22 protein-coding genes are annotated in these 25,102 nt (G+C 46.7%); 6 read left to right on the top strand and 16 right to left on the bottom strand.

Features of this window, described 5'->3' with window-relative positions:
* Window positions 1–49 precede the first annotated feature (49 nt).
* The 10 genes from hpaA to XDD1_RS04755 form a co-directional block, all read right to left on the bottom strand.
* Window positions 50–958 (bottom strand): 4-hydroxyphenylacetate catabolism regulatory protein HpaA, encoded by a 909-nt coding sequence (gene hpaA, locus XDD1_RS04710; protein WP_045969141.1) that lies wholly within the window; start codon window positions 956–958, stop codon window positions 50–52.
* Window positions 959–1,009: 51 nt separating this feature from the next.
* Window positions 1,010–2,383: a 4-hydroxyphenylacetate permease gene (gene hpaX / locus XDD1_RS04715; RefSeq protein ID WP_045969143.1), complete on the bottom strand. Its 1,374-nt coding sequence runs from the start codon at window positions 2,381–2,383 to the stop codon at window positions 1,010–1,012.
* A gap of 121 nt (window positions 2,384–2,504) precedes the next feature.
* Window positions 2,505–3,272 carry a 4-hydroxy-2-oxoheptanedioate aldolase gene (hpaI, locus tag XDD1_RS04720; RefSeq protein ID WP_045969145.1) on the bottom strand — a complete coding sequence of 256 codons (768 nt, stop codon included), beginning with the start codon at window positions 3,270–3,272 and terminating at the stop codon, window positions 2,505–2,507.
* A gap of 47 nt (window positions 3,273–3,319) precedes the next feature.
* The gene (gene hpaH / locus XDD1_RS04725; protein ID WP_045969147.1) at window positions 3,320–4,123 is read right to left on the bottom strand and encodes a 2-oxo-hept-4-ene-1,7-dioate hydratase; all 804 of its coding nucleotides are present in this window, start codon (window positions 4,121–4,123) and stop codon (window positions 3,320–3,322) included.
* A gap of 6 nt (window positions 4,124–4,129) precedes the next feature.
* Window positions 4,130–5,617: an NAD-dependent succinate-semialdehyde dehydrogenase gene (locus tag XDD1_RS04730; protein WP_045969149.1), complete on the bottom strand. Its 1,488-nt coding sequence runs from the start codon at window positions 5,615–5,617 to the stop codon at window positions 4,130–4,132.
* 7 nt (window positions 5,618–5,624) lie between these two features.
* The gene (locus tag XDD1_RS04735; RefSeq protein ID WP_045969151.1) at window positions 5,625–6,014 is read right to left on the bottom strand and encodes a 5-carboxymethyl-2-hydroxymuconate Delta-isomerase; all 390 of its coding nucleotides are present in this window, start codon (window positions 6,012–6,014) and stop codon (window positions 5,625–5,627) included.
* 13 nt (window positions 6,015–6,027) lie between these two features.
* A complete protein-coding gene (gene hpaD, locus XDD1_RS04740; protein ID WP_045969153.1) occupies window positions 6,028–6,909 on the bottom strand; it encodes a 3,4-dihydroxyphenylacetate 2,3-dioxygenase in 882 nt (293 codons plus the stop codon).
* 30 nt (window positions 6,910–6,939) lie between these two features.
* Window positions 6,940–8,406 (bottom strand): 5-carboxymethyl-2-hydroxymuconate semialdehyde dehydrogenase, encoded by a 1,467-nt coding sequence (hpaE, locus tag XDD1_RS04745; protein WP_045969155.1) that lies wholly within the window; start codon window positions 8,404–8,406, stop codon window positions 6,940–6,942.
* Window positions 8,403–9,167: a fumarylacetoacetate hydrolase family protein gene (locus tag XDD1_RS04750; protein ID WP_045969157.1), complete on the bottom strand. Its 765-nt coding sequence runs from the start codon at window positions 9,165–9,167 to the stop codon at window positions 8,403–8,405. The genes hpaE and XDD1_RS04750 overlap by 4 nt, the downstream gene beginning before the upstream one ends.
* On the bottom strand, window positions 9,164–9,796 hold the full coding sequence (locus XDD1_RS04755) for a fumarylacetoacetate hydrolase family protein (RefSeq protein WP_045969159.1): 633 nt from the start codon (window positions 9,794–9,796) through the stop codon (window positions 9,164–9,166). The genes XDD1_RS04750 and XDD1_RS04755 overlap by 4 nt, the downstream gene beginning before the upstream one ends.
* Window positions 9,797–10,187: 391 nt before the next feature.
* Here XDD1_RS04755 and hpaR point away from each other — a divergent pair, with 391 nt between their 5' ends.
* A complete protein-coding gene (hpaR, locus tag XDD1_RS04760) occupies window positions 10,188–10,637 on the top strand; it encodes a homoprotocatechuate degradation operon regulator HpaR (RefSeq protein ID WP_045969161.1) in 450 nt (149 codons plus the stop codon).
* A 156-nt stretch (window positions 10,638–10,793) separates the two neighbouring features.
* On the opposite strand, the gene XDD1_RS04765 is transcribed toward hpaR, so the two are convergent.
* Window positions 10,794–11,831: a zinc-dependent alcohol dehydrogenase family protein gene (locus XDD1_RS04765; RefSeq protein ID WP_045969163.1), complete on the bottom strand. Its 1,038-nt coding sequence runs from the start codon at window positions 11,829–11,831 to the stop codon at window positions 10,794–10,796.
* Between the two features lie 239 nt (window positions 11,832–12,070).
* Here XDD1_RS04765 and XDD1_RS04770 point away from each other — a divergent pair, with 239 nt between their 5' ends.
* On the top strand, window positions 12,071–12,838 hold the full coding sequence (locus XDD1_RS04770) for an SDR family oxidoreductase (protein ID WP_231854455.1): 768 nt from the start codon (window positions 12,071–12,073) through the stop codon (window positions 12,836–12,838).
* Window positions 12,839–12,949: 111 nt separating this feature from the next.
* Here the strand turns inward: XDD1_RS04770 and XDD1_RS04775 are convergent, their stop codons facing one another.
* The 4 genes from XDD1_RS04775 to XDD1_RS04790 all read right to left on the bottom strand — a co-directional run bounded on the left by XDD1_RS04775 (window position 12,950) and on the right by XDD1_RS04790 (window position 16,949).
* Window positions 12,950–14,551, bottom strand: a complete 1,602-nt coding sequence (locus XDD1_RS04775) for a condensation domain-containing protein (protein WP_045969165.1) — start codon at window positions 14,549–14,551, stop codon at window positions 12,950–12,952.
* Window positions 14,552–14,723: 172 nt separating this feature from the next.
* Window positions 14,724–15,257: an IS630 family transposase gene (locus XDD1_RS04780; RefSeq protein ID WP_231854456.1), complete on the bottom strand. Its 534-nt coding sequence runs from the start codon at window positions 15,255–15,257 to the stop codon at window positions 14,724–14,726.
* Window positions 15,250–15,726 (bottom strand): helix-turn-helix domain-containing protein, encoded by a 477-nt coding sequence (locus XDD1_RS04785; RefSeq protein WP_045969167.1) that lies wholly within the window; start codon window positions 15,724–15,726, stop codon window positions 15,250–15,252. Before XDD1_RS04785 ends, XDD1_RS04780 begins: the two co-directional genes overlap by 8 nt.
* 389 nt (window positions 15,727–16,115) lie before the next feature.
* Window positions 16,116–16,949 carry a MurR/RpiR family transcriptional regulator gene (locus XDD1_RS04790; RefSeq protein ID WP_045969169.1) on the bottom strand — a complete coding sequence of 278 codons (834 nt, stop codon included), beginning with the start codon at window positions 16,947–16,949 and terminating at the stop codon, window positions 16,116–16,118.
* Window positions 16,950–17,157: 208 nt separating this feature from the next.
* Here XDD1_RS04790 and XDD1_RS04795 point away from each other — a divergent pair, with 208 nt between their 5' ends.
* Together XDD1_RS04795 and iolD are read left to right on the top strand one after the other, a co-directional pair.
* A complete protein-coding gene (locus XDD1_RS04795) occupies window positions 17,158–18,669 on the top strand; it encodes a CoA-acylating methylmalonate-semialdehyde dehydrogenase (protein WP_045969172.1) in 1,512 nt (503 codons plus the stop codon).
* A 22-nt stretch (window positions 18,670–18,691) separates the two neighbouring features.
* Entirely contained in the window at window positions 18,692–20,626 is a 1,935-nt protein-coding gene (gene iolD, locus XDD1_RS04800; RefSeq protein ID WP_197541014.1) for a 3D-(3,5/4)-trihydroxycyclohexane-1,2-dione acylhydrolase (decyclizing), read from the top strand.
* A 148-nt stretch (window positions 20,627–20,774) separates the two neighbouring features.
* Here the strand turns inward: iolD and XDD1_RS04805 are convergent, their stop codons facing one another.
* Entirely contained in the window at window positions 20,775–21,776 is a 1,002-nt protein-coding gene (locus tag XDD1_RS04805; protein WP_045969176.1) for a serine hydrolase domain-containing protein, read from the bottom strand.
* Between the two features lie 394 nt (window positions 21,777–22,170).
* On the opposite strand from XDD1_RS04805, the gene iolG reads away from it, so the two are divergent.
* Both iolG and XDD1_RS04815 read left to right on the top strand, forming a co-directional pair.
* Window positions 22,171–23,163, top strand: a complete 993-nt coding sequence (iolG, locus tag XDD1_RS04810; RefSeq protein WP_045969178.1) for an inositol 2-dehydrogenase — start codon at window positions 22,171–22,173, stop codon at window positions 23,161–23,163.
* Window positions 23,164–23,401: 238 nt separating this feature from the next.
* Window positions 23,402–25,099 carry a solute:sodium symporter family transporter gene (locus tag XDD1_RS04815; RefSeq protein WP_045969180.1) on the top strand — a complete coding sequence of 566 codons (1,698 nt, stop codon included), beginning with the start codon at window positions 23,402–23,404 and terminating at the stop codon, window positions 25,097–25,099.
* The last annotated feature ends 3 nt before the right edge of the window (window positions 25,100–25,102 follow it).

Below are 25,102 nucleotides of genomic sequence, written 5' to 3' on the forward strand. Positions count from 1 at the left end.
ATATTATTTGAGCAATATGTTAATTCCAAGAATATACCCGTTATTAACGCTATTTATTCCCTCCTTCATGCCTCTCCCGCCAAATACTCGGAGAACATCCCACTAATCGGTTAAAAAACCGGGTAAAGTAGGCAGGATCTTTAAACCCAAGCTGATAGGCTACTGCAAATACGGGGCTGTCACTAAACAATAATAATCGTTTTGCTTCTCGCAGGAGCCGGTCAAAGATCAGTTTTTTCGGTGGACGATTGGCAAAACGCCGGCACATGTCTTTCAGGCGTGATTCCGTCATTCCCAATTTTTCCGCATATTCCGGCACGGTAAGATGCTGGTGATAATGTTGATCAACCAATTGGTTAAAATGCTGGAACAGTTTCAATTCTCCTTTGACGCCACCAGAACCGTGATCATCAAGGGGAACACTGCGCAGCAGGAAGGTAAACAAAGATTGAGCCAGAAAAGCCAGTGATTGCTCACGTCCAGCAAATTGATTGGCAGACTCACGCCCGATCAAGGCCCAATAATGGTTGAAGGTGTCCAATTCATCGTATTTCTCCGCGACAGAAAGACAAATAGCCGGAATATCAACCCACTCTCGATGAGTGGGATAAAGTGAACTGAGCAAGGGTGCAATCAATTCCTGGCGGACAGTCAATACATAACCATCCGTATCTTCCTGGGTAAAAAAAGCATGGGGGACAGAAGGTGGAGTCAGGATAAACAGCGGGGCTTGCACGGAATAGTGCTGTTCATCCAATTGCAGTTCAATCCGTCCGGTCAGTAGATAATGCAGTTGGAAAAAACCATCGTGGCGATGTGCCTGCATATCACGCCCGAAAAATGCCGCCATGTGGCCAAAAGTTTGGTAGTGAACATCATCCGAGCCTTGGGTTTCATCATAATCCTTACTGATATCGATATTGGTGATGATGGGTTTGATCGTATAGGATGCAGACATCGATGCTCTCCCGTTTCTGATTGTTGGCTAAGATAGCGGAATATTTAGCGGTTATTTACGGGTTATCTGTGGCGGTTTCATCGGGATCAGAAAAACCATCAGTGCACCAATGACCAACAGTCCGGCGACGAAATAAAGCCCGGCGTTAAAATCCCCCGTTTGATCTTTCAACCAACCGATTAACAGCGGGCTGACGGCCGATCCCACATTGCCGGTGGCATTGATCACAGCGATCCCCACGGCGCGGGCGCGCAGGCTGATCGATTGATCCGGTGTTGTCCAAAACACAGCCATCGCCGTAAACGATCCGGTGGACGCCATGATGATCCCCAGCAGTTGTACCATGCTGTTATCGGTCAGCGACGTTAACATCCAGCCGGCGGCGGCAAACAAATAGGGCAGGGCGGTGTGCATCTTGCGTTCTTGCAGACGGTCTGAGCGGCGGCTCCAGTAAACCATGCCCACAATCGTGCAGAATTGTGGAATGGCCGTCAAAATACCGACAGTGACATGGCTGCTGCCTTGATTGAAACTCTGCATAATCTGTGGCGTCCAGATATTAATGGCACTCAGGGTATTGGTCAGGCAGAAATAAGCGAAAGTGTACATTAAGACAATCGGGGTAAAAACTTCACGCCATAAGCGTCTTTTTTGTGGTTGTTGCTGATGTTGAAGCTCATTGGGCGGCAGGACAGAAAGCTTATCGTTGTCTAGCATCGCTTGCAGGCATTGCTTATCTTCACGCGTCAGCCACTTGGCTTTTTCCGGTGAATCATCCAGATAAAACCAGACCGCAAAACCGAGCAAAACAGAAGGGAAGCCTTCCAGCAAAAACAACCACTGCCAGCCACGCAAATTCCAGATGCCATCCATTGCCAGAATATAACCGGAAATCAGCGAACCGAATGCCATCGTGACGGGCATGGCGATCATAAACAGTGCATTGGCACGCGCACGATAATAGGCCGGAAACCAATAAGTCAGGTAAACCAAAATCCCCGGTAAAAAACCGGCTTCCGCAACCCCGACCAGCATACGCAAGATATACAGGCTTGTAGGCCCGGTGGCAAACAGGGTGGCGGTGGAAGCGATCCCCCATAACACCATGATGGTCGCGATCCAGCGCCGTGCTCCCACAATACTCAACATGACATTGCTGGGAATGCCGAAAATGACGTAAGTCGCATAAAACAGCGTCGCGGCCAGACCAAACATGGTGGAGGTTAAACCGAGATCTTTTCCCATCGTCAAACCGGCAAAGCCAATATTGATGCGATCCAGAAAAGAGAAAACGAACAGGACAAAAAGAAACAGGATCAGGCGGCGGAATAACTTATTGATGACACTTTGCTGCTGGGCGGTCAGCTTGTTAGGTTGATGAGGCGTATTGTCTGATTTTGGGAGGGTGTCAGGTAACAGGCTCATGGTTGTTTCCTTTGTTTTGTTGGCGGCTTGCTTTTCCTTGGCAATGGCCGATGTCGCGATCAGCGATCAACAAACATCAGCCATATGAGATCATTATTTTTGTCGAAACACGGTTCGTTGCTTATTTACCGAAACGCTTTGCCAAAGTATTGGCGGTTCCGGTCAATAAAATGGTATCAACCCCTACTGCAACGAACCGTGCACCCAGATTGAGATAATGTTGAGCGGCATCAGTGTCGGTCATCAAAATACCAGCGGCCTTGCCGAAAGATTGGATCTGAGCGATGGCCTGTTCAATGGCCGCCTGAACTTCAGGGTGTTGCGGGTTGCCGATGTAACCCATATCGGCACTGAGATCGGCCGGGCCGATAAACACGCCATCGACGCCTTCGACAGCCGCTATTTCCGCCAAGTTTTGCAGGGCCTCACGGGTTTCGACCTGAACCAGTACACAGATTTCATTATTGGCGCGGGACAGATAGTCAGGAATGCGGTTCCAGCGGGAAGCGCGTGCTAAGGCACTGCCCACGCCACGAATACCGGCGGGAGGATAACGAGTCGCCCTGACCGCTTCACGTGCTTGCGCCGCATTTTGAATCATCGGGAACAATAACGTTTGAGCACCAATATCCAACAACTGTTTGGTGATCACCGGATCATTCCACGCCGGGCGAACGACCGGCTGGCTTGGATAGGGGGCAATAGCCTGTAATTGGGCAAGCGTGCTGGTAATATCATTGGGCGCATGTTCACCATCAATCAACAGCCAGTCAAATCCCGTTCCTGCCAGTATTTCCGCGCTATACCCGCTGCATAGCCCAAGCCATAATCCGATTTGTGGCGGTCCAGCTTGCAGGGCATGTTTAAATTTATTCGTTAGTTGATCCATAATATTACCTCAATAGATTCCAAGCCCATGATGTTCAACCGTGATGTTCAACAAAAGTGACAGCTAATTGAACCTAACACGCCGTAATCCACATGAAAGGTATCCCCTTTACGGGCGGGGATCGGGCGGGTAAAAGAGCCGGCCAGGATAATCTGGCCTGCTTCAAGTTGAACATCATGGGGTGCCAGTTTATTGGCAAGCCACGCCACGCCATTGGCGGGATGATTCAGCACCGCCGCTGCCACGCCGGATTCTTCAATCACACCGTTGCGGTAAAGCAGGGCACTGACCCAACGCAGATCCCGTTCATCCGGCTTGATCGGCCGGCCGCCCATAATCACGCCGGCATTGGCGGCATTGTCAGAAATTGTATCGAATACCTTGCGTGGACGCTGGGTTTCGGGATCGAGGTTATGACAGCGGGCATCAATCAGCTCCAGTGCCGGCATGACATAATCTGTCGCGTTATAAACATCAAACAGCGTACAGTTTGGGCCACGTAGGGGCTTTGCCAGCACAAAAGCCAGTTCGACCTCAATGCGTGGCACAATAAAGCGCTCGCAAGGGATAGTACCGCCGTCTTGAAAAAACATATCATCCAGCAGGGCACCATAATCCGGTTCATTAATCTGTGAACTGGCTTGCATGGCTTTCGATGTCAGGCCAATTTTGTGTCCCTTGAGAATCCGGCCCTCCCTGATTTTCAAATCCACCCACTCACGTTGAATGGCGTAAGCATCCTCAATGGTGATCTCTGGATAATCCAGTGAGATTTGGCGGATCTGTTGACGGTTCTTCTCCGCCAGATGTAAACGGCGTGCAACCTGTGAGATGACGTCTTGCTGTAGCATAGTGTGTTAATCCTCTTTAGCTTCTAACCCGCCAAAACAGAGGTATTTCACTTCCAGATAATCCTCAATACCGTAACGTGAACCTTCACGCCCCAGCCCGGATTGTTTAATACCGCCAAATGGGGCGACTTCATTGGAGATCAAACCCTCATTGATGCCGACCATGCCACTTTCCAACGCTTCCGCTACCCGGTAAATGCGGCCAATGTCGCGGGAATAGAAATAGGCCGCCAGACCGAATTCCGTGTTGTTGGCAATCCGGATGGCTTCGTTTTCATCACGGAATTTGAACAGGGGGGCCAGAGGGCCGAAGGTTTCTTCATGGGCAACCAGCATCGACTCACTGACATCCGCCAGTACCGTTGGTTCAAAGAACAGGCCACCCAGCGCATGGGATTGGCCTCCCGCCAGAATGCGCGCGCCATTGGATACCGCATCACTGATATGTGCCCGTACTTTTTCCACCGCCGCTTGATTAATCAGCGGGCCTTGTTGGGATGAGTGATCCGTGGCCGGCCCGACCTGAAGCTGTTTTACGGCATGTGCCAGACGTTCAGCAAAAGCATTGTAAATGCTTTCCTGTACCAGAATGCGGTTGGCACAGACACACGTTTGCCCACTGTTACGGAATTTCGCCGCCATTGCGCCTGCGACCGCCGCATCAAGATCGGCATCATCAAACACAATAAAAGGCGCGTTGCCACCCAGTTCGAGAGAGAGTTTTTTCACCGTATCGGCGCTTTGTGCCATCAATAACTTGCCGACACGGGTAGAGCCGGTGAACGACAGTTTGCGCACGACAGGGCTTGATGTCAGCACTTCACCGATCGCTTGGGCATCCATGCCTGTCACGATATTGAAGACGCCCGCCGGAATGCCGGCCTGTTCTGCCAATACGGCCAATGCCAACGCAGAGAGTGGCGTTTCGGCTGCGGGTTTCAGTACCACCGTACAGCCGGCAGCCAGTGCCGGCCCCACTTTGCGGGTGATCATCGCATTGGGGAAATTCCACGGTGTGATCGCCGCAACGACACCAACCGGTTGTTTGATGGTCGCGAGATGACGCCCCGGCATGGGAGAAGACAGGGTTTCGCCATAAATACGTTTGCCTTCTTCGGCGAACCATTCGATAAAACTGGCACCGTAAGCAATTTCTCCCATTGCCTCAATGTGGGATTTGCCCTGTTCCGTACTCAGTATTTCAGCCAAGGCCGTTTGGTTTTCCATTATCAGTTGGAACCATTGCCTGAGTTTTTGGCTACGCTGTTTCGCTGTCAGCGATCGCCATGCAGGCAGGGCACGGTGGGCCGCTTCAATGGCGGATTGCGTTTCTTTGGCCCCCAGATCACTGACATGAGCAACAACTTCTCCGTTGGCCGGGTTAGTGACTGCAAAAGTGGTTTTATTTTCCGCATCAACCCATTGACCGTTGATATAAGCCTGTTGACGCAGCAAGGTTGTCTTCAGGTGACTTGTTTTCGGGTGACTTGTCATAGTTTCCTCACTCTTTTGCTTTAAACAAGCTATGAACGTTATTGGATTTATAATTCAGCACCGGATCAAGCTCTTCCATCGTGAAAGAGAGGCCGAGATAGCGCTGTGCCATCAATTCACTGAAATGCGCTTTAATTAAATCAAACACCATTTCTCCGACTTTTTGCCGATCGGCCAGGCTGCGGCCGGCACCAATTTTCAGCGTCATATGAACAAACGCATAATCTTGCTGACCATCGGCCATTTGCCAGGTGTCCAACCAAATGGCACGGCTGCGGATACCCCCCAGTGGAAAAATGCCCGTCTCTGCCAGTGCTTGATTCACTTTGGCAAAAAGTGCCGGCAGCTTAGCTTCTTCGCGGATATTCTCTGTACACTCAGCGTAAAAATGTGGCACGGTTTTACTCCTCTCAGGCGTCAATCTTATGTTGACGAACGATATTATCCGGCAGCGGGAAAACGGCGTTAACCTGCCCTGTTCCTGAGCTGGCGAACAATTCCGTCAAAAACTCCACCTTGCCGTCATATTTGTCCCATCCGAGCAGGCCCAGCAGCATCACGGTATCGTGCATGTTACCTTCTCCGCGGCAATATTGCGCATATTCCGGCAGCATTTTGCAGAACTCCTTGAACTTTCCTGCTTTCCAAAGCTGGACGACGCGATGATCCATCTGTTCATCAAACTCACGGGTATAACTGTTCATACCCTGTTCAGCACGCTGATCTTCAATAAAACTGTGCGACAGCGAACCACTGGCCAACACCGCAACCGTGCCATCGTATTTCTCAATCGCCCGTAACAGTGCTTCCCCCAATTTGCGGCTGTCTTCAAACGCATGAACCGTACAAAAAGCAGAAATTGAAATCACCTTAAAATGGCGGTCGCTGTTCATATAGCGCATGGGCACCAGCGTGCCATATTCCAGTTTCAGGCTGGGGATCTCGTGTGATTGGGCGCGAACGCCCATCTGGCGCGCTTCTTCCGCAATCATCCTGCCCAGCTCAGGATTGCCGTCATATTCATAGGTCATATCGCGGATAAAATGGGGTAACTCATTACTGGTATAGATGCCGGAAAAATGGTCGGAACAGTTAATATGATAAGCACTGTTAACCAGCCAGTGCGTGTCAAAGACAATAATCGTATCGACTCCCATCTCACGGCAGCGCCGGCTGATCTCTTTGTGCCCGTCAATGGCACTTTGCCGGCAACCGTGATGCTTGCCCGGCAATTCAGACAGATACATCGAAGGGACATGTGTAATTTTCGCTGCTAACGCTAACTTTCCCATAACGCCTCCTTATCGCCTAAATTTTCTGGCTCAAACGCCCCAACGAGGAATAGGGTGTTCTCCCATTGAGATACAAACGTTTTTCACTTCGGCAAACACGTCGAAACTGTATTCCCCGCCTTCACGCCCGACACCGGAGGCTTTGACGCCACCAAATGGCTGGCGCAGATCGCGAACGTTCTGGGAATTGACAAACACCATGCCCGCTTCAATGCCACGTGCGAGACGCAAAACTTTGCTGACGTCCTGTGTCCAGATATAGGAGGCAAGGCCATATTCCACCTCATTGGCCATCCGCAGCCCATCCTCTTCACTCTTGAACGGCAACAGGCAAGCGACAGGACCGAAGATCTCTTCCTGTGCCACACGCATATGATTATCCACATCGGCCAATACCGTCGGGCGCAAGAAGTTGCCATTTTTCAGATGAGCGGGTAAATCGGCGGGCTTGTCGAAACCGCCGGCCAGCAGTGTGGCGCCTTCTTCGATCCCCAGCCGGATATAATTGGACACTTTTTCCCAGTGTTGCTGGCTGATCAGGCTGCCTACCTGAGTTTGTGGATCTTGGGGATCACCGACCCGCAGCCGATTGGCGCGTTCAGCAAAACGCTTAACGAATTCAGGGTAGATACTTTCTTGGATGAAAATGCGGGAACCGGCCGTACAGCGTTCGCCATTGAGGGAGAAAATGGTGAATAGAGCGGAATCCAGCGCGCGTTCAATATCGGCATCTTCAAAGATAAGCACCGGAGATTTTCCGCCCAGCTCCATGGAATACTTTTTCAGTCCGGCATTTTGCATGATCAGGCGACCTGTTGCTGTCCCGCCGGTGAAAGAAACCGCCCGCACATCAGGGTGTTTGACCAACGCATCGCCGGCCGTGTTACCGTAGCCCTGTACGACATTCAGTACCCCGGCCGGAATGCCGGCTTCCAGTGCCAATTCCCCCAGACGGCCGGCGGTCAGCGGGGAAAGTTCGGACATCTTTAACACCGCCGTATTGCCCAGTGCCAGACAGGGGGCGACTTTCCACGTTGCGGTCATAAAAGGCACATTCCACGGCGAAATCAGCGCGCACACCCCCACCGGCTGGATTAAGGTATAGTTGAGCATCTTGTCATCAACGGGATAGGTGCGCCCGTTCATCTGCTGGCAAATTTCAGCGAAGAAATTAAAATTCTGCGAAGCCCGCGGGATCAAAACATTTTGTGTCTGGTGGATGGGAAGTCCGGTATCTTGGGTTTCCAGCGCAGAAATTTCAGGAACATGTTGGTCGATTAATTCACCCAAACGGCGCATCAAACGTGCGCGCTCTTTCATCGGGGTATTGGCCCATTTGGGGAACGCGGTTTTGGCCGCTTCAACAGCTTGGGCGATCTCTGCCTTGCCGCCTGATGCCACTTCGGCCAGCACCTCGCCCGTTGCCGGATTGGTGGTTTTGAAATAGGTTTCGCTGCCGACATTCTTGCCGTTAATCCAGTGGTTAATTAGGGTCATGACAAACTCTCCTCATAGGCTTGCTGGCTGACGATGTGATTGACCAAACGCCCAACCCCTTCGACTTCCACAATGATTTCATCGCCGGGAACGACATCGGACAACCCCTTAGGCGTGCCGGTTGCGATCATGTCGCCGGATTGCAAGGTCATAAAATCGCTGAGATAGGTGATTAAGAAAGGGATATCGAAGATCAAATCGGCGGTTGTGCCTTGTTGACGCAGTTCACCATTTACCCAGGTTTTCAAGGTCAGATTATGCGGATCAGCGACCTGCTGTTTATCGATGATCCAAGGACCGATGGGAGTCAGCGTATCGCGGCTTTTAACCCGCAGATTAGGACGATAGTAATTTTCCAGATAATCACGAATGGCGTAATCGTTACAAACGGTATAACCCGCAACGTAATTCATGGCCTCGTCTCTGGAAACTTTGTGGGCGGTTTTCCCCATCACGACAACCAATTCTGCTTCATAATGCATGTATTCCACATGATCAGGACGGACAGAAACCTGCCGGTGCCCGGTTAAGCTATTGGCGGCCTTGATAAAGACCAGTGGTTCTTCGGGTGGCTTAAATTCCAGCTCGGTTGCGTGATCGGCATAATTTAACCCCAATGCGAACAGCGTTCCGCTGGCGGGGGGAAGCCACAAAATCGCTTCAGCGCCGACCGTATTTCCATCCGGCAAGAAAACATTTTCCTGCTCATCCACCGTCACATCGAGATCTTGGCCCTGATAATGAATTCTGGCGTATCTCATGGCCGACCTCCTGCCAATTCAACCGTATTTTCCAGGTTGGGGAAGCCCTGAGCCTTGACCGTGATGTTATCCGCCGGCTGGAGGGTAATACGCTGATGGGGCGTTCCCAGCAAAATGGCATCCCCTTCTTGTAACGTGGCAAATTCGCTTAAGGCTGCCAGCAATTCGGGGGCGGAACGAACCAGATCTTGGGTAGACCAACGATCAACTTCGTGACCATTAATCTCGGTCACGATATCGAGTGATTCTACTGAGCTGACCTTGACCATCTGGCCTATCGGGCAAAAACCGTCCCGGCATTTTGCTTTGATGGCCGGACGGTAAAACGAGGTTTCAGGCAGGCTGACTTCGTTAGCCAATGCGTAGCCGGCAATATACTGCCCGGCATCCTGAACTGAAATTTTGCGTGCGGTTTTTCCAACCAGCAGAGCCAACGTTGCGCCGCTTTGTACCGTTTCTCCAATGGGATGAGGAATAATCTCCCCTGAGTGAATCACCGTATTACGGGGTTTGATAAACCAAATTGGCGTTTTGGGTGGTGTTTTATAAGGTTCTTCGTTAAATGCCTCATGCCAGAAACGGAGCTGGCTACGATGGTTGAGGGCAACGGCAAAGACAGTGCCTTTCATTGACTGCTCCTTGAAACCTAAATGATGTATTGCAAGATGTCTTATTAATATATTAATAAACTATGTTTGATCAATCTTCAATATGTTAAATGGATTGTTAATTTTAATTGTGATCTATGTAACAACGCTGGATTGGTTACCATTTTTACCACATAAAGATCAACCTGTTATATTTTTAATCAAGGTCATTTGGGATTGAATTTAACTTTTCGTTAACTTTTTTGAGGGGGAATGGCTTTATTTATTTGTTAATATTGAAGTCTTTTCCCTTTGTGGAAGATTATGAGCGTGTTAGTCTTTTTGGTGTTCATGTTGTCTATAATAAATAGCGTGAGCGTTAAACTTATAGAGAATGACCGGCGATTGATTAACTAAAGAGTCACTTTTACTTATGCATGAATCCCTGACAATTGCATTGCTTCAAGCGAGAGAAACCGCGATGGGTTTTTTTCGGCCTATTTTGAAGAGCTATAATTTAACTGAGCAGCAATGGCGTATTATTCGTGTCCTTGCGAGTAGCCGTTCCATTGATTTTCATGATCTCGCTTGCCTCACTTGTATTTTACGTCCGAGCCTGACAGGAATTTTGACGCGCATGGAACGCGACGGGCTTATCTTCCGTCTGAAACCGATGAATGATCAGCGTAAGCTGTATGTCTCTTTGACTCCGGTTGGTCAAGAACTCTATGAGCAAGCAAAAGGGCAAGTTGCTGAGGGTTATAAGGCGATCGAAAACGCTTTTTCCCCAGAAAAATTGGCTCAACTTTTAGGCTTGTTGGATGAATTTATTGCTATCGGGAACCTCTCTCAAGAAAATTTAGATGAAGAACGCGAACTCTAGATTGAAGGTTTATTAATGTATTAATTAGTTAATTAATCGAGAAATCAAGCATAATATAAATATGGCACAAAGGCCGCCGTAATGAATTGCATAAGAACCTTGATGCAGTCTATTTCGGCGGCTTTTCTGTTGTTTTTTATCTCCCTGTTATACCCATTACGCTGACAAAACAATTTTCAATGCTTTCTCTTTCGCGGCATTGCTGAATACTTCATAAGCCGTTTCTATTTCACTCAATGGATAATGGTGCGTAACCAGCTTTTCAGGGGCAATTTTGCCGGACTTAACGCTTTTTAGCAGCATGGGCGTACTGCTGGTGTTGACCAACCTGGTGGTGATAGTAATGTTTTTGATCCAGAGACTTTCCAGATGCAGATCGACAGATTTGCCGTGGACACCCACGTTGGCAATGTACCCACCGGCTGCAATAATCTCCTGACATATTTTGAACGTTGCGGGAATGCCCACACACTCAATGGCGACATCGACACCAATCCCGTCAGTTAGTTTGTTGATGACATCGACGACATTTTGTTTTGCCGGGTTGATAACCGTGTTAGCACCAAACTGCCGGGCGACGCTAAGGCGGTTATCATCAGTATCGATCATGATGATATGGGCGGGGGAGTAAAATTGTGATGCCAGTAATGCGGATAACCCGACCGGCCCTGCACCAATTAAGGCAATCGTCTGGCCCGGTTGAACCCGGCCATTGATCACCCCGATTTCAAGACCGGTTGGCAGAATGTCACTGAGCATTAACGCCGCTTCTTCATCGACACCTTCCGGCAGACGATGCAGGCTATTATCGGCATGGGGAATACGCACTTTTTCCGCCTGTGTACCGTCAATTCTATGCCCCAAGATCCAGCCACCATCTTGACAGTGTGCATAGAGCTGGCGTTTACAATAGTGACAACTGCCGCAGACGGTGATACAGGAAACAATCACTTTATCACCGACTTTGATATTGCGGACAGATTCCCCGATGGATTCAACGATCCCAATCCCTTCATGGCCTAAGGTTCGGCCTTGCTCGACGGTGGGAACATCTCCCTTGAGGATATGCAGATCGGTGCCACAGATAGTGGTTTTGACGATGCGGACGATTGCATCCGTGGGTTCAACGAGTTGGGGTGGTGCTTTTTCTTCCCAGCGTTTTTTTCCGGCTCCGTGATAAACAAGCGCTTTCATATAACCCCCTTCACAGGTGATGGTTGTGGGTATGAATTACGTTATTTGCTGCCTAAAGTCTAGCAGATGTATAAATTCTCGGATCACAAGAAAATAGCACAAAATAGCCGAACTAGCTGGCAACGCTCAAGTAAGATTGGCTTTCTCAACCGTGAATGATCAATAAATCTCACCGATAGCGTGACGGTTCTCATCCAGCTTTATAACTGATACTTATCACTGATATAAGGAAAGCCAATATGATGTTCAATGAAGTTAACGGATCGAGTGCTTTGCAAGGTAAGCGAGTTGTGGTGACAGGCGGAGGACGCGATTTTGGTCAAGCGGTTTCTGTTTGGTTGGCACGCGAAGGCGCACAGGTTGATCTCTGCGCCCGTCAATTAGCCGGCGCGGAAGCAACCTGTGAGATTATTCGCCGCGAAGGTGGCATCGCCCGAAGTTATCAGTGCGATATGAGTGATGCCCAATCCGTCAGCGATTTTGCCACTCAGTTGCTGCAAGACAATCAACCTATCGATATTTTGATCTTAAGTGCTGCCCAATGGCTGGAAGGGTATTTGGGGGAAGGTGACAGTGAGGCGGATATCGTCAGTACGGTGAATTCAGGTATCACGGGGTCTATCCTGCTGACCAAAGCCCTATTGCCGAGCCTGCGTCAGTCACAAGGTGCCGATATTGTGGCTATGGTATCGGTTTGTGGTATTCCTCAATTTACCGAATCCGTTGCTCATCCGGCATTTTTTGCCGCCAAACATGCGATGAGTGGTTTTAGCCAGAACTTAGCCCATCATTTAAGCAAAGAGAATATTCGCGTAACCGGGCTTTATCCACCTGATTTTCAACTTAATGGCTTTGATGAAAAGTTGGATGATCACAAAAAAATGGGAGAGCAAATGCTGAACGGCCGTTCAGTGTGGGAAACCCTGCGGTTTGTTATCACTCAACCCCGTAGCTGCCACATTAAAGCAATTTACTTCCAAGGCCCGACTTTTAAGGATTTTGAGTAAGTGACAGTCAATAATCAGTGGCCATAGTGCCACTGAGTTCAGTCATAATCTGGCGTGATTCATTTGTCTGATTAGCCCCATGATCACGCCATAATTTCACCGATTTCCCGCTTAACTCGCCTCTTTCAGTGAATCATTGTTCAATGAATCGTGGCTCTGTGCCCCCAGATATTCCAGCTCGCCATTTGGCAGCCAGCGCGCCTGCTCACCGGTACGGTAAAGCCACTTATCATGGGCATATTGAACAAATGGATTGGCGATAAGCTGCTTTTCTGCCAACGCGGGTTGCCCCAAATATTGATTGTCCAGATCCGGCCCGGAGAGATAAAGTTCCCCCTTTAACCCCATCGGCACCATCTGCAATCGTTCATTCAATATATAGGCTTGAGCGCCCGCCAGACTGTTATGTCGTTGTGAGTTTCCGTATTCCAGCAATGTCTGTGTCTGCTCTGGTGTGAGTAAAGAAAACTGTGCTATCGGAGTTACGGGATGAGTCAGGGCATTAACCAGCAATTGCAGGAATTGTTCACCTAACGCTTTGATTTGTTTTGCATGGAACAAGTTAGGATGATAGCGGATGCGAAAAGCCCAATGATCCTCTTCCAAATGATATTCCAGTATCCACTCAGTAGCTGTTAAATCATTATTGAAACGGTTACCGTAATTGACTTCACAACCGTCTAATTCCAGATTGATATCCCTAAAGCTGGCCTGATTGATACCGACATTGAGTTTATTAACAAGATAGGAAGGCACAGCTTGAAATGTGGGTAAACTGGAAAAACGTAGGTCAGGTTGAGCTTTCAATGATGCGCTATAGTTTAACGTCGCCTGATAGAGAGAATTAAAACTGTCCGTTTCATTAAAATGCAGAGGAAAAACAACGGCATTGATTTGGACGGCCAGTGAAACAGATGTGCCGCCGGTAACGGCAATCGGATAGATAAGGTGAGCTTTACCGGTTGCAGTATACTGGGCGACTAATGTTGCCCACAACGTTTTAAACACGAGGAACGGCTTATAAGGGGATAAAGATTGTGTGAGACGTTTCCAATCTTTTAATGGCAAGTTGAAACGAAATTCATTAGGGAATTCAGGCTTACCAATCGCTTGTTGAGGTAAGTAGGGCAATGGATTACGGTCAATCATCTCTGACAGGCATGCTTTCCAGTATTGTTCTGGGTTATATTTGGCCAATACTTTTAACAGGTGGTGATCTTGTTCAAATTTCTCTGCTACTTGTTGCAGTGTCATGGGCGAATGGCGCAGAGGACGTTGGTTATACAGATCAGAGATATTGTGAAAAAATTCTTCTATACCTTGCCCGTCACCGATAATATGGTGCAAGACAATAAATAAGTGAAATTGCTGTTCTGCCTCTTTGAGCAACCCAAATCGAACCACGGGGCCTTTTCGGAGGTCAAATGGGCGCAGGGCAAACTGATTCAATAATTCTTCATTATTAGAAAGGTAAGTGAACTCAATGTCGTCTGAGCCAGATTTCCAATATAATTTATCGTTTTCTTCTTCAATCCGGTATTTAAACAAAGGGTAATGATTCAGAAACTCTTGCAAAGCCCATTTTAATTTATCTTCATCTAAATTACCCTTAATATTCTGTTCTATAACAATATTGCATTGATATGAGTGAGGTTCAAGCACCCATGATTTCCAAAAAAACTCAATAAATGGAGAAGCCAGAATTTTATCCATGTGAATACTCCTCTATGATGCTAAATGACATTCAATACGAATTGAGATTTACTTTATCAGGCATACTCAGTCTGTATTTTAGTGATATGGGAAAAGGATTAGTTAAATCAGTGCCAATAATGAAATTAATTGGGTAAATAATCACTGTTGTAAGAAATAACCTATTAAGTACTCAAGAGAAATTAATTGCAAATTGGTTACCATAACCGCCCAATAACGTATTTAATTCATTCTCCATTGTCTCCTGAGTCCAAGTGATAAAACGTCGCCAATGGTATTTGGCTTGTTTCCAGACGATTTCAATCAAATTCAGCTCTGGGCTGTAGGCGGGAAGGTAGAATAAAAACAGGTTGTGTTCTCGTAACCAGCTATTTCTGATTTTTTCTTCAATCCCGTGATGGATACGCGCATTATCCAACACTAAAAATGTCAGGCGGTTGTCCCCTTGTTGGGCGAGCTGCTCTAAAAAATCAATCACGTCATCTCGCGTGATACTGCCTGACGTTGTCTGGTAAAACAGCGTGTTATCCGTGTAATTTAACGCCCCCAGAACTGACCGCCTGTCATGCTCTTGAGGCTCAGTTTCATGGGGCTTACCCCGTGGACTCCATCCATATTGCACCGGAGGAGATGCGGCAAAACCCGCCTCATCAAAATAGACCAAACGGTAATGGCCTAACTGTGCTCCAGCCTTAATTTTATTCACCAAGGCGATTTGTTAGCAAACTCCGTTTCGTTGCGCTTTTTTTAAGCGATAGACGGGTGCGTTTATAGGTGAGCCCCTGCTTTTTCAGGGTATTTGCCAGCGTTTCAAGCGTACAAGGCAGGGGCCCATGCTTTGCCTCAACGCACTGGGCTATCCGTGCGAGAGTTAGGGACTCTGCACAGGCAGCTTCGACCGCAGTGGCAATCATTTCAGGCGTCATAGCGAGATACCGGCCTCCAGCATGACCGCCTAATAATCCCGCTATCCCTGAATTGTGCCACATGTGAACCCAATTATAGATAACCCGGAGACTGCATCCTATTTCAGCGGTGATCTGGGACGGCTTGCTCCCTCTGGCAAGCATGAGCAAACCCGTTCCTCGCGTACGGATATCCCGGTGGGGATGATTCAAAGCGAGTTGTTGCAATGTTATTCGTTCAGGCTCAGAAAGTATTATCTTCGATTTCATAAGGACAGGCAGAAAATCAGGTTATCGTGTTATCGATTGTAACAGTAATGCAGATAGTTTATCTGATTAACTTAATATTAAATAGCATGACTTCATGGCGATTTAAATTCTAATAGTTTGATTATTTTATCTGGCAGAGGAGAGAGTTTTTTATTAATACATTGATTTATGATTATTTTCTTCATTGATGCCGTTATGTCATTATTAAACTATATTGTTTGAAAAGAATACCTGTAGATTGGAAACGATTAAAGATTATTTTAAATAAAGCAATATCTATAAAATATTAGTGGTAATTATTTGTTATTATTTAATCGTTGTGTTGATCATGATGGGCGTGATCAATGTGCTTTATGATCACGCTTTAGGCTGATTTCGGGGTTAACCGCTCAACCGGCATTCCCTTGCTGATACGCCAGTGCAACGGTTAAGGACTGCACCAAACACAAGGTGGCAGATTGAGAACGGAACGCATCAACCTGTGCTTCCTTCACCACAAAGCAGATATCGCTGAAACTCGCTAATGGGCTAATTTGGCTGTCAGTAATAACGATTTGCTTCGCGCCAGACTGTGCCGCTCTTTCACTGACCATCACCGTTTCTTCGGCATACGGCGTAAAACTGATAGAAACCACGACATCTTTAGGGCCAATCATATTCATCTGCTCGCGGAACATACCACCCAATCCATCGATTAACAGGGGACGGCACTCCAAATGACTGAGAGCATAAGTAAGATATGATGCCACGCTGAAAGAGCGGCGCAGGCCGATAATATAAATATTGTGAGCATTCGCCAGTAAATTTACTGCCTTACTTAAATCCTCTGCGGGGGTGCGGGCTGCGAGTTGCTGCATGGCTTGGGCATTGGAATGGGCAAATTCCTGCAAAATATGCTGAGGATCTTCTGGTATCTGATGATCGCCATCCAGCTCTTTGAACAGCCGTGCCCGATCAGTATAGCTGGCGGTTTCTTCAACCAAATTCAGGCGAAACAATTGTTTCATTTCATTGAATCCACTGAAATTAAAGGCATTGGCAAAGCGGATCAAGGTAGAAGGTGGAACATCGGCCTCTTTTGCAATAATGGCAACCGTATCAAAAGCGACACTATTCGTATTATCCAGTATATATCTTGCAACTTGCTGTAACCGTTTGCTTAATTCACCATAACGGGATCGTACCTGTTCTTGAAGTTCATGCAGATTAGATGCAGCAGACATCATGCCCCCATAAGGAAATTTCAATGAGTGTAGTTGCATAAAAATAGCGTGTTGATCACATTAATTAAAGACCATTTCAAATTTAATTGAAAATGAAATTTATATTTCATATATCTGTAGCACTATGATTCAACGCTTATAATTCAATTGTCACTTGCTGGTTCAATCCGTACTGGCTCAATCATAATTGTATTTAGAGAGGCTCTGAATGGAACAGATTAAAAACTTTATTGGCGGGCAACTCGTTGATAGTCAAAGTGATCGTATTTCACTCATCTTCAACCCAGCCACAGGGGAGGCGATTCGAAAGGTTGCCTTGAGTACCGTTCATGAGACTGGATATGCGATTGAATCTGCTCATCTGGCCTTTGAAGAATGGTCAAAAACTTCGCCATTGAAACGCGCCCGTATCCTGTTCAAATTCAAATCATTACTTGAAGAAAACCAAGACAGATTGGCAAGGCTGATTTCTGAAGAGCATGGAAAAATTTACTCCGATGCGGTGGGGGAATTAACGCGTGGCCTGGAAGTGGTCGAATTTGCTTGTGGTATCCCCCATCTGCAAAAAGGGGAACATTCCGCTAATGTCGGAACAGGAGTGGATAGCCACTCCTTAATGCAGCCATTGGGGGTTTGCGCTGGCATTACACCTTTTAACTTTCCTGCCATGGTACCAATGTGGATGTTTCCCATTGCACTGGCGACGGGGAATACCTTTGTCCTGAAACCCTCTGAAAAAGATCCCTCTCTTTCGGTTGAACTGGCGAAATTATTGCAACAAGCGGGTTTGCCGGATGGCGTGTTTAACGTTGTGCAGGGGGATAAAGAAGTTGTTGATGTGCTGCTGACCGATCCTCGCATTCATGCCGTGAGTTTTGTTGGTTCAACCCCGATTGCGGAATATGTTTATGCCACCGCATCGGCGCACGGCAAACGCTGCCAGGCATTGGGTGGGGCAAAGAACCACAGTATTTTGATGCCGGATGCAGATATAGATATGGCAGCAAGTGCCATCATGGGGGCGGCATTTGGTGCAGCAGGAGAACGTTGCATGGCCTTATCTGTGGTACTGGCGGTTGGGGATGATATTGCAGATACCTTGGTAGAAAGACTCCGGCAGCAAATCGCTCAAATGTCAGTAGGGCCTGGTATTAACGCAGGGAAAGAAAACGATATGGGCCCCGTGATTTCTAAGCCACATAGGGAAAAAATTTGTGGTTACATTCGCAGTGGTGTTGAGCAAGGAGCAAAATTGCGGGTTGACGGGCGAGGGTATCAGGTTGCAGGCTATGAAAATGGCTATTTCGTGGGGCCAACCCTGTTTGATTATGTCACGCCAGACATGAAAATCTATCAAGAAGAGATCTTCGGCCCGGTGCTGGTTATCGTTCGCGTACCCGATTATGACACAGCATTGAAATTGGTTAATCAGCATGAATATGGCAACGGGGCAGCCATTTTCACCCGTGATGGTGAAACGGCTCGTCAATTCAGCGAAGACGTTCAGGCGGGTATGGTTGGTGTAAATGTGCCCATCCCAGTCCCGATGGCGTTTCATAGCTTCGGTGGCTGGAAGCGTTCCATTTTTGGGCCGCTGAATGTACATGGCAATGACGGCGTGCGTTTCTATACCCGCATGAAAACGGTCACCAGCCGTTGGCCGGCCAGTGTACGTTTGGAACATCATGACAGCCATTTTGTGATGCCAACGATGGAGTAGTTATTCCATGAAAAACAGATCAATCAATACGAAGAAAATGACAATGGCCCAAGCCTTGGTCAGATTCCTCAACCAGCAATATATCCATGTTGATGGGGAAGAGTATCCCTTTATTTGCGGTGTTTTTACGATATTTGGTCACGGCAATGTGGTGGGATTAGGGCAGGCATTAGAGCAGGATGCGGGGCATCTTCGCGTTTATCAAGGCTGTAATGAACAGGGAATGGCGCATATTGCCACGGGATTTGCCAAACAGAAAAAACGTCGGCAGATTTTTGCCGTCACCTCTTCTGTTGGACCTGGGGCGGCCAATATGGTGACGGCTGCCGCGACGGCAACGGCGAACCGTATCCCATTACTGCTATTGCCGGGAGATACTTTTGCTTGCCGCCAGCCTGATCCCGTTTTGCAGCAGGTTGAACAGTATGGGGATGGCACCATCAGTACCAATGACTGTTTCCGTCCAGTGTCCCGTTATTGGGATCGCATTTCGCGGCCGGAGCAATTAATGGCAGCCATGATCCACGCCATGCGAGTATTGACCGATCCGGCCGATACCGGCACCGTCACGATTTGTCTTCCGCAGGATGTTCAGGGAGAAGTCTGGGATTACCCGGATTACTTCTTCCAGAAACGAATTCACCAGATTGAACGCCGCCCGGCTTCTCAGGTGCGTATTCAAGAGGCCATTGCACTGATTCAGCGCAAGAAAAAGCCGCTGTTAATTTGTGGTGGTGGAGTACGTTATTCCGACGCTCATGAGGCTTTTCGCCATTTTGCTGAAACGTTCAATATCCCGTTTACTGAAACTCAGGCGGGGAAAAGTGCGATTGTGGCTGCTCATCCGCTGAATTGTGGCGGCATTGGTACGACAGGTTGTTTGGCAGCGAATCAGCTTGCCAAAGACGCTGATTTAATTATTGGTGTTGGTACCCGTTTTACCGATTTCACAACGGCTTCAAAGTCACTGTTCCAACATCCAGAAGTGGAATTCCTTACCATCAATGTAGCGGAATTTGACGCCTGCAAACTGGATGCCGTCAGTGTACTGGCGGATGCCAGAGAAGGGCTGAATGCCATTGCGCAAGCATTGTCAAAAATGGCATGGCGTTCTGAGTGGCAGCAAGAAATTGCACAGGCAAAGGCCGCCTGGCAACAGGAATTAGGACGCTTGTTTTCTATTCAGTATCAAGCCGGATTCCAGCCTGAAATTGCAGGGCATTTGGATGATCAACTGAACGAGTACAGCGAAACATTGCGAACCAATCTGACTCAAACCCGTGTGCTTGGCCTGATGGATCAATATTTGGAACCCGACGCCATCATTGTGGGAGCTGCGGGTTCTTTACCGGGAGATTTACAGCGCATTTGGCAACCGAAAGTGCCTGATACTTATCATCTTGAATATGGTTATTCCTGCATGGGGTATGAAATTGCTGCCTCACTGGGAGCAAAACTCGCTTGTCCCGAACAGCCTGTTTACGCAATGGTCGGCGATGGCTCATATTTGATGTTAAACAGTGAATTACAAACGGCTATTCAGGAAAACATTAAGATCACCGTGCTATTGTTTGATAATGCGGGATTTGGTTGTATCAATAACTTGCAGATGAGTCAGGGCATGGGAAGTTTTGCCACGGAAAATCGTTATCGCAATCAGCAAAGCGGCAGATTAGATGGTGCTTTAATACCCGTGGATTTTGCCAAGAATGCCGAAAGCTACGGTTGTAAAAGCTATCGGGTGCATAATGAGCAACAACTGATTGCTGCTTTGCAAGATGCGCAGAAACAGCCATGTGCGACATTAATCGATATTAAAGTTTTGCCGAAAACCATGACCCATGATTATGAATCATGGTGGAGAACAGGAACTGCGCAGCTTGCGGATAAACCGGAAATTACTGCATCAGCAGAAAAAATCAGGGAATATGTAGAGAAAAAGGCGCGTCAGTATTAACCGATGCTGGATATCGATTGTTCAGGGCTGGAGGCAAAATCCTTATGTACTGTGTGTACGTTCCGGTTTCTGTGCACAGCCCGTATGCAAATGATCTGCAATACCCAGCAAATAGAATTCAATAAAATAGGATGTTAATAAGATAAAATTAAAAATTTTCCACCAGTTTTGGAAATATAAAATCTTCCAATAATAAAAATAAATTATCCCATATATCAATGTTATTATATCTGCCACTAAAAATGACAATAATTGATTCTAGCTGAGGAATAATTAATAATATTTGCCCACCATTTCCAAATGCAGCGTGCCAATGATATTCATTCCCATTTATGGGTGATCTATATTTACCCATATACCAAAGATAGCCATAATCATCTGTTCCGGTAGAAAATCGAGGTTTCATGGATTCTTTGAGCCATGTAGCAGGAATGATATCTTTTCCTTCCCATTGACCTTTATTGAGTATCAATAGACCTATTTTTAATAGATCTCTTGCGGTTAGGCGTAACCCAGAGGCCGCCGATGCAACCCCATCTTTTCCTTTATGCCACTTAACATGATGAATACCTAATTGTGTGAACAAGACTTCGTTTGCAAATTCGGGCAAAGTGCAATGCGTATATTTTTCTATTATGCGACCTAATAGAGCCACATTTCCTCCTGAATAGCACCATGTTTCACCGGCTCGTTCTGTCACTGTTTTGGAAAAAATATATCTATACCTATCTGGTGCCAATTCCATGCCGATCTCATCATTTCTAATATCATGGTAAGAATAACTTTCATTCCACTCTATTCCCATTGTCATAGTAAGTGCATGTTCGATATTTATATGATCAAATCTATTATCTTTCCGATATTCGGGGAAATGTTCAATGATAGGGCTTTTTAAATTGGGAGCATTTTTGTACTTCATAGCCAGCCCGTATAAAATAGATATAATGCTTTTTGTGATTGATCTTATGTCATGTAAAGTATTTTTATTGAAATCTATCTTCCCCATATCCTCTCCCCATAATTCATCATGACCTGAGAAGTATCCTTCTGCTAATAACGTTCCTCTTTGGCTAACCACTAAAGCGTGTACATGTTCAAAAAGTTTATGATTTGAAGATAAATTTATTTTATTGGTTGAGAAACCGTTCATACATAGCCTCGATAATATTTTTATGAAAAGTAATAATCTAGCTTTTTTAATTTATTAAAAAACCCTAATTACAAAAAAATCGGTAATTTTTTCGTTTCTCGTAGCCGTAGGTGGGTCGTAAAGGCTGTCTGGGATTGGCTGTTGAGGCGATTGTTGGTATCAGTAGGCACCACTATAAGGATACCTTGATTAATCCTATTAATGAGTTTGTAGCGAAATGTCAAAGTTACGAAGGGGCACGAAAGAAATTGTCGGCAAGATGCAACTCAGATGAAAGTTTATGAGCTAGCTCTAAAAAATAAAATTTTCAAATAAAACGAAATTGAAATAAACGTTTTATTTGGTATATTTTCATTCACACCAAAAGCAGAGACCAAGGTATCAAGGAGCATTCATGTTCAATATTGCGTTATTTGGCGCCGGGCGAATTGGGCAGGTTCACGCTGTTAACATTGCCGGTCATCAAGAAACTCGTCTTTATTCTGTGATAGATCCACATCTGACAAGCGCCGAAGCATTGGCACACCAATATCAAGCCAAAATACAGACTACTGAAGAGGCGATGTCAGATCCTGATGTTCATGGTGTCTTGATCGCATCAGCAACAGAGACCCATGCCGATTTGATAGAATTGGCCGCTCGGCACAATAAAATGATCTTTTGCGAAAAACCGGTTCACCTGGATCTTGAGCGTGTTCGCCAGTGCCTCACAACGGTAAAAGCGTGTCAGGTTCCTCTGCTTGTCGGATTTAATCGTCGTTATGATCCCCAATTTCGTCGGCTGAAAAACCTGTGTGATGCCGGCGTCATTGGTAAAGTCGAATCTCTGCTTATTACTTCCCGTGATCCTTCTCCTCCACCCGTAGAATATGTGCGGGTATCTGGTGGAATGTTTCGGGATATGACCATTCATGACTTTGATATGGCACGTTTTATCGTGGGAGAGGAACCCTGTGCTATTTACGCTCAGGCAAGCAACTTGGTTGATCCTGCCATAGGTCTGGCGGGCGATATTGATACTGCATTTATTGTGATGAAATTTCCATCGGGGGCAATGGCAACCATTACTAACAGCCGTCGCTCTGGTTATGGTTATGATCAACGCTTAGAACTGCATGGTGAGAAAGGTCTGCTGACAGCCGGAAATATTAAGGAAAACAGTGTGGAATTCTGGGGAGAAAGTGGTTGTACCGCCGCTAAGCCAGAACATTTTTTCCTGCAACGTTACCGTGACGCCTACATTGCGGAATGGTGTCATTTTGTCGATGTTATGGCTGGCAGAGCCATTCCTGAGACTAGCGGTATTGATGGCGAACGGGCTTTATACCTCGCAGATAAGGCACTTGAATCCCTGCAATCTGGTAAAGAAATCAAACTATCACGATAAAATTCAAGAACAAGCGTTGCTGGAACATTTATTTCATAAAAAAAACTATCAGTTCCAGCAACCATAACAGTAGCAGGCCGTTTTTATCCCTGAGTAATTTCAAATTGCTGTGCAATTAATAAAGCCGCAAATTGAAAGATGAAAGGCATATAAACGTTACATCATTTCCACAAATAAAAACAGGGGCTTCCTGTCGGCTTATTACTGTCTGAAAACGGTTAATTAGAGTGGAGGAGATATGTCAACTTTTCTTTCTTTTATGGGTTTTACCCTACTGGTCGCAGGGTTCGCTTATTATAAGACACGAAACAAACAGTTAAGTGCTTCAACCGAAGGTTATTTCCTCGGCGGACGTTCCTTGACCGGAATATATATCGGCAGCTCCATGTTATTAATGAATTTATCTACAGAACATCTGGTCGGTCTGAATGGATTGGCGTTCAGAACCGGATTCATTGTCATGGCGTGGGAAGTGATTGCGGCTTTAACGATTGTCTTGTTCGCTATTTACTTCTTGCCAAAATATCTAAAATTAGGCATTTCGACCATCCCGGAATATCTTGAACGCCGGTTTGATAAAAATACCTTGCTGATTACATCAATCCTATTTCTGGCGATGTATGTGATCTCACTATTACCTATTGTTCTATATACAGGAGCTATTGCACTGGAAAGTCTGTTTCAGGTTTCCCAGGTTTTTCAGATCGATAAAACCACGGCGCTCTGGATCATGGTTTGGGGAGTGGGAGGATTGGGCGCGATTTACGCTATCTTTGGTGGGATCAAAGCGATTGCAGTTGCCGATACTTTAAATGGCGTTGGCTTGATTGTAGGCGGCCTGATGGTCACGGTGTTTGCGCTATTGTATGTGGGAGATGGTAATGCGTGGAAAGGGTTAACTGATGTCTATCACGCTCATCCAGAGAAGTTCAATTCCATTGGCAGTGAAGATTCGCTTGTGCCATTCTCGACCCTGTTCACAGGGTTGCTTGTCTCTAACCTGTTTTTCTGGTGTACCAATCAATCCATTGTGCAGAAATCATTGGGCGCCAAGAATCTGGCGGAAGGGCAAAAAGGTGTCATGTTGTGCGCCTTATTTAAACTTATTATCCCTTCCATCATTATCTTACCGGGAGTCATTGCATTTCATATTTTCAACGGTCAAATAGATAATCCAGATAACGCTTATCCTGCGTTAGTGCAACTGGTATTGCCTAAGGTGCTGGTTGGCTTCTTTGCGGCGGTCGTTGTGGGAGCGGTATTCTCGACATTTAGCGGTGGGTTGAACGCTTCCGTGACACTATTTACCGTCAATATCTACAAACCACGGAACCCGAATGCCACTGAAGCGCAGGCTGTGGCCGCGGGTAAATATTTGGGTGTAGGGCTGGCATTAGCAACGATGATTATTGCCCCACTTGTCGCTCATGCACCTGAAGGCTTGTTTTACTTACTCCAGCAGCTACAAGGGATGTTCAATGCCCCGATCCTCAGTGTGGTTCTGGTTGGGCTGATGACAAAACGTGTTCCCCCGATTGCGGCGAAACTGGGGCTATTGTTCGGTATGTCGGCTTACATCATTTGTAACTTTATTCTGAACGTCAATATTCACTTCTTCCATCTGGTTGGCATTCTGTTTGTGCTGAACATCATCTTTATGTTGACGATTGGTTATTTTTTCCCTGCCGAATCTTATCAGGAAGTGTATACAGAACAGGTGGATATTACACCTTGGTCGATGGTGAAACCGGCGGGGTTGTTAATTACTTTGGCTGTCGTTTCCATGTATGTTTTCCTTGCCGAAAACGTGCCTGCTTATGTGATGGCACTCTATTATGTATTTGTGGTCAGTATCTTGGGTTATGTTTTCTATCAGACAGGCAAGGCGTTATTTAAGCGTCTGGCGGTAGCAAATACGGTTGCCGGTAAGAGGTGAATC

It is taken from the genome of Xenorhabdus doucetiae, assembly GCF_000968195.1.
Taxonomy (GTDB): domain Bacteria; phylum Pseudomonadota; class Gammaproteobacteria; order Enterobacterales; family Enterobacteriaceae; genus Xenorhabdus; species Xenorhabdus doucetiae.

What these genes read in the sequence shown, in the direction of transcription:
- XDD1_RS04805 (WP_045969176.1), bottom strand. Translation starts at nt 21,776, where the DNA reads ATGAACGGTTTCTCAACCAATAAAATAAATTTATCTTCAAATCATAAA.
- hpaA (WP_045969141.1), bottom strand. Translation starts at nt 958, where the DNA reads ATGTCTGCATCCTATACGATCAAACCCATCATCACCAATATCGATATC.
- XDD1_RS04750 (WP_045969157.1), bottom strand. Translation starts at nt 9,167, where the DNA reads ATGAGATACGCCAGAATTCATTATCAGGGCCAAGATCTCGATGTGACG.
- hpaH (WP_045969147.1), bottom strand. Translation starts at nt 4,123, where the DNA reads ATGCTACAGCAAGACGTCATCTCACAGGTTGCACGCCGTTTACATCTG.
- XDD1_RS04765 (WP_045969163.1), bottom strand. Translation starts at nt 11,831, where the DNA reads ATGAAAGCGCTTGTTTATCACGGAGCCGGAAAAAAACGCTGGGAAGAA.
- iolG (WP_045969178.1), top strand. Translation starts at nt 22,171, where the DNA reads ATGTTCAATATTGCGTTATTTGGCGCCGGGCGAATTGGGCAGGTTCAC.
- hpaD (WP_045969153.1), bottom strand. Translation starts at nt 6,909, where the DNA reads ATGGGAAAGTTAGCGTTAGCAGCGAAAATTACACATGTCCCTTCGATG.
- XDD1_RS04770 (WP_231854455.1), top strand. Translation starts at nt 12,071, where the DNA reads ATGATGTTCAATGAAGTTAACGGATCGAGTGCTTTGCAAGGTAAGCGA.
- XDD1_RS04755 (WP_045969159.1), bottom strand. Translation starts at nt 9,796, where the DNA reads ATGAAAGGCACTGTCTTTGCCGTTGCCCTCAACCATCGTAGCCAGCTC.
- hpaE (WP_045969155.1), bottom strand. Translation starts at nt 8,406, where the DNA reads ATGACCCTAATTAACCACTGGATTAACGGCAAGAATGTCGGCAGCGAA.
- hpaR (WP_045969161.1), top strand. Translation starts at nt 10,188, where the DNA reads ATGCATGAATCCCTGACAATTGCATTGCTTCAAGCGAGAGAAACCGCG.
- XDD1_RS04790 (WP_045969169.1), bottom strand. Translation starts at nt 16,949, where the DNA reads ATGTCTGCTGCATCTAATCTGCATGAACTTCAAGAACAGGTACGATCC.
- XDD1_RS04730 (WP_045969149.1), bottom strand. Translation starts at nt 5,617, where the DNA reads ATGACAAGTCACCCGAAAACAAGTCACCTGAAGACAACCTTGCTGCGT.
- XDD1_RS04815 (WP_045969180.1), top strand. Translation starts at nt 23,402, where the DNA reads ATGTCAACTTTTCTTTCTTTTATGGGTTTTACCCTACTGGTCGCAGGG.
- hpaX (WP_045969143.1), bottom strand. Translation starts at nt 2,383, where the DNA reads ATGAGCCTGTTACCTGACACCCTCCCAAAATCAGACAATACGCCTCAT.
- XDD1_RS04775 (WP_045969165.1), bottom strand. Translation starts at nt 14,551, where the DNA reads ATGGATAAAATTCTGGCTTCTCCATTTATTGAGTTTTTTTGGAAATCA.
- hpaI (WP_045969145.1), bottom strand. Translation starts at nt 3,272, where the DNA reads ATGGATCAACTAACGAATAAATTTAAACATGCCCTGCAAGCTGGACCG.
- XDD1_RS04785 (WP_045969167.1), bottom strand. Translation starts at nt 15,726, where the DNA reads ATGAAATCGAAGATAATACTTTCTGAGCCTGAACGAATAACATTGCAA.
- XDD1_RS04795 (WP_045969172.1), top strand. Translation starts at nt 17,158, where the DNA reads ATGGAACAGATTAAAAACTTTATTGGCGGGCAACTCGTTGATAGTCAA.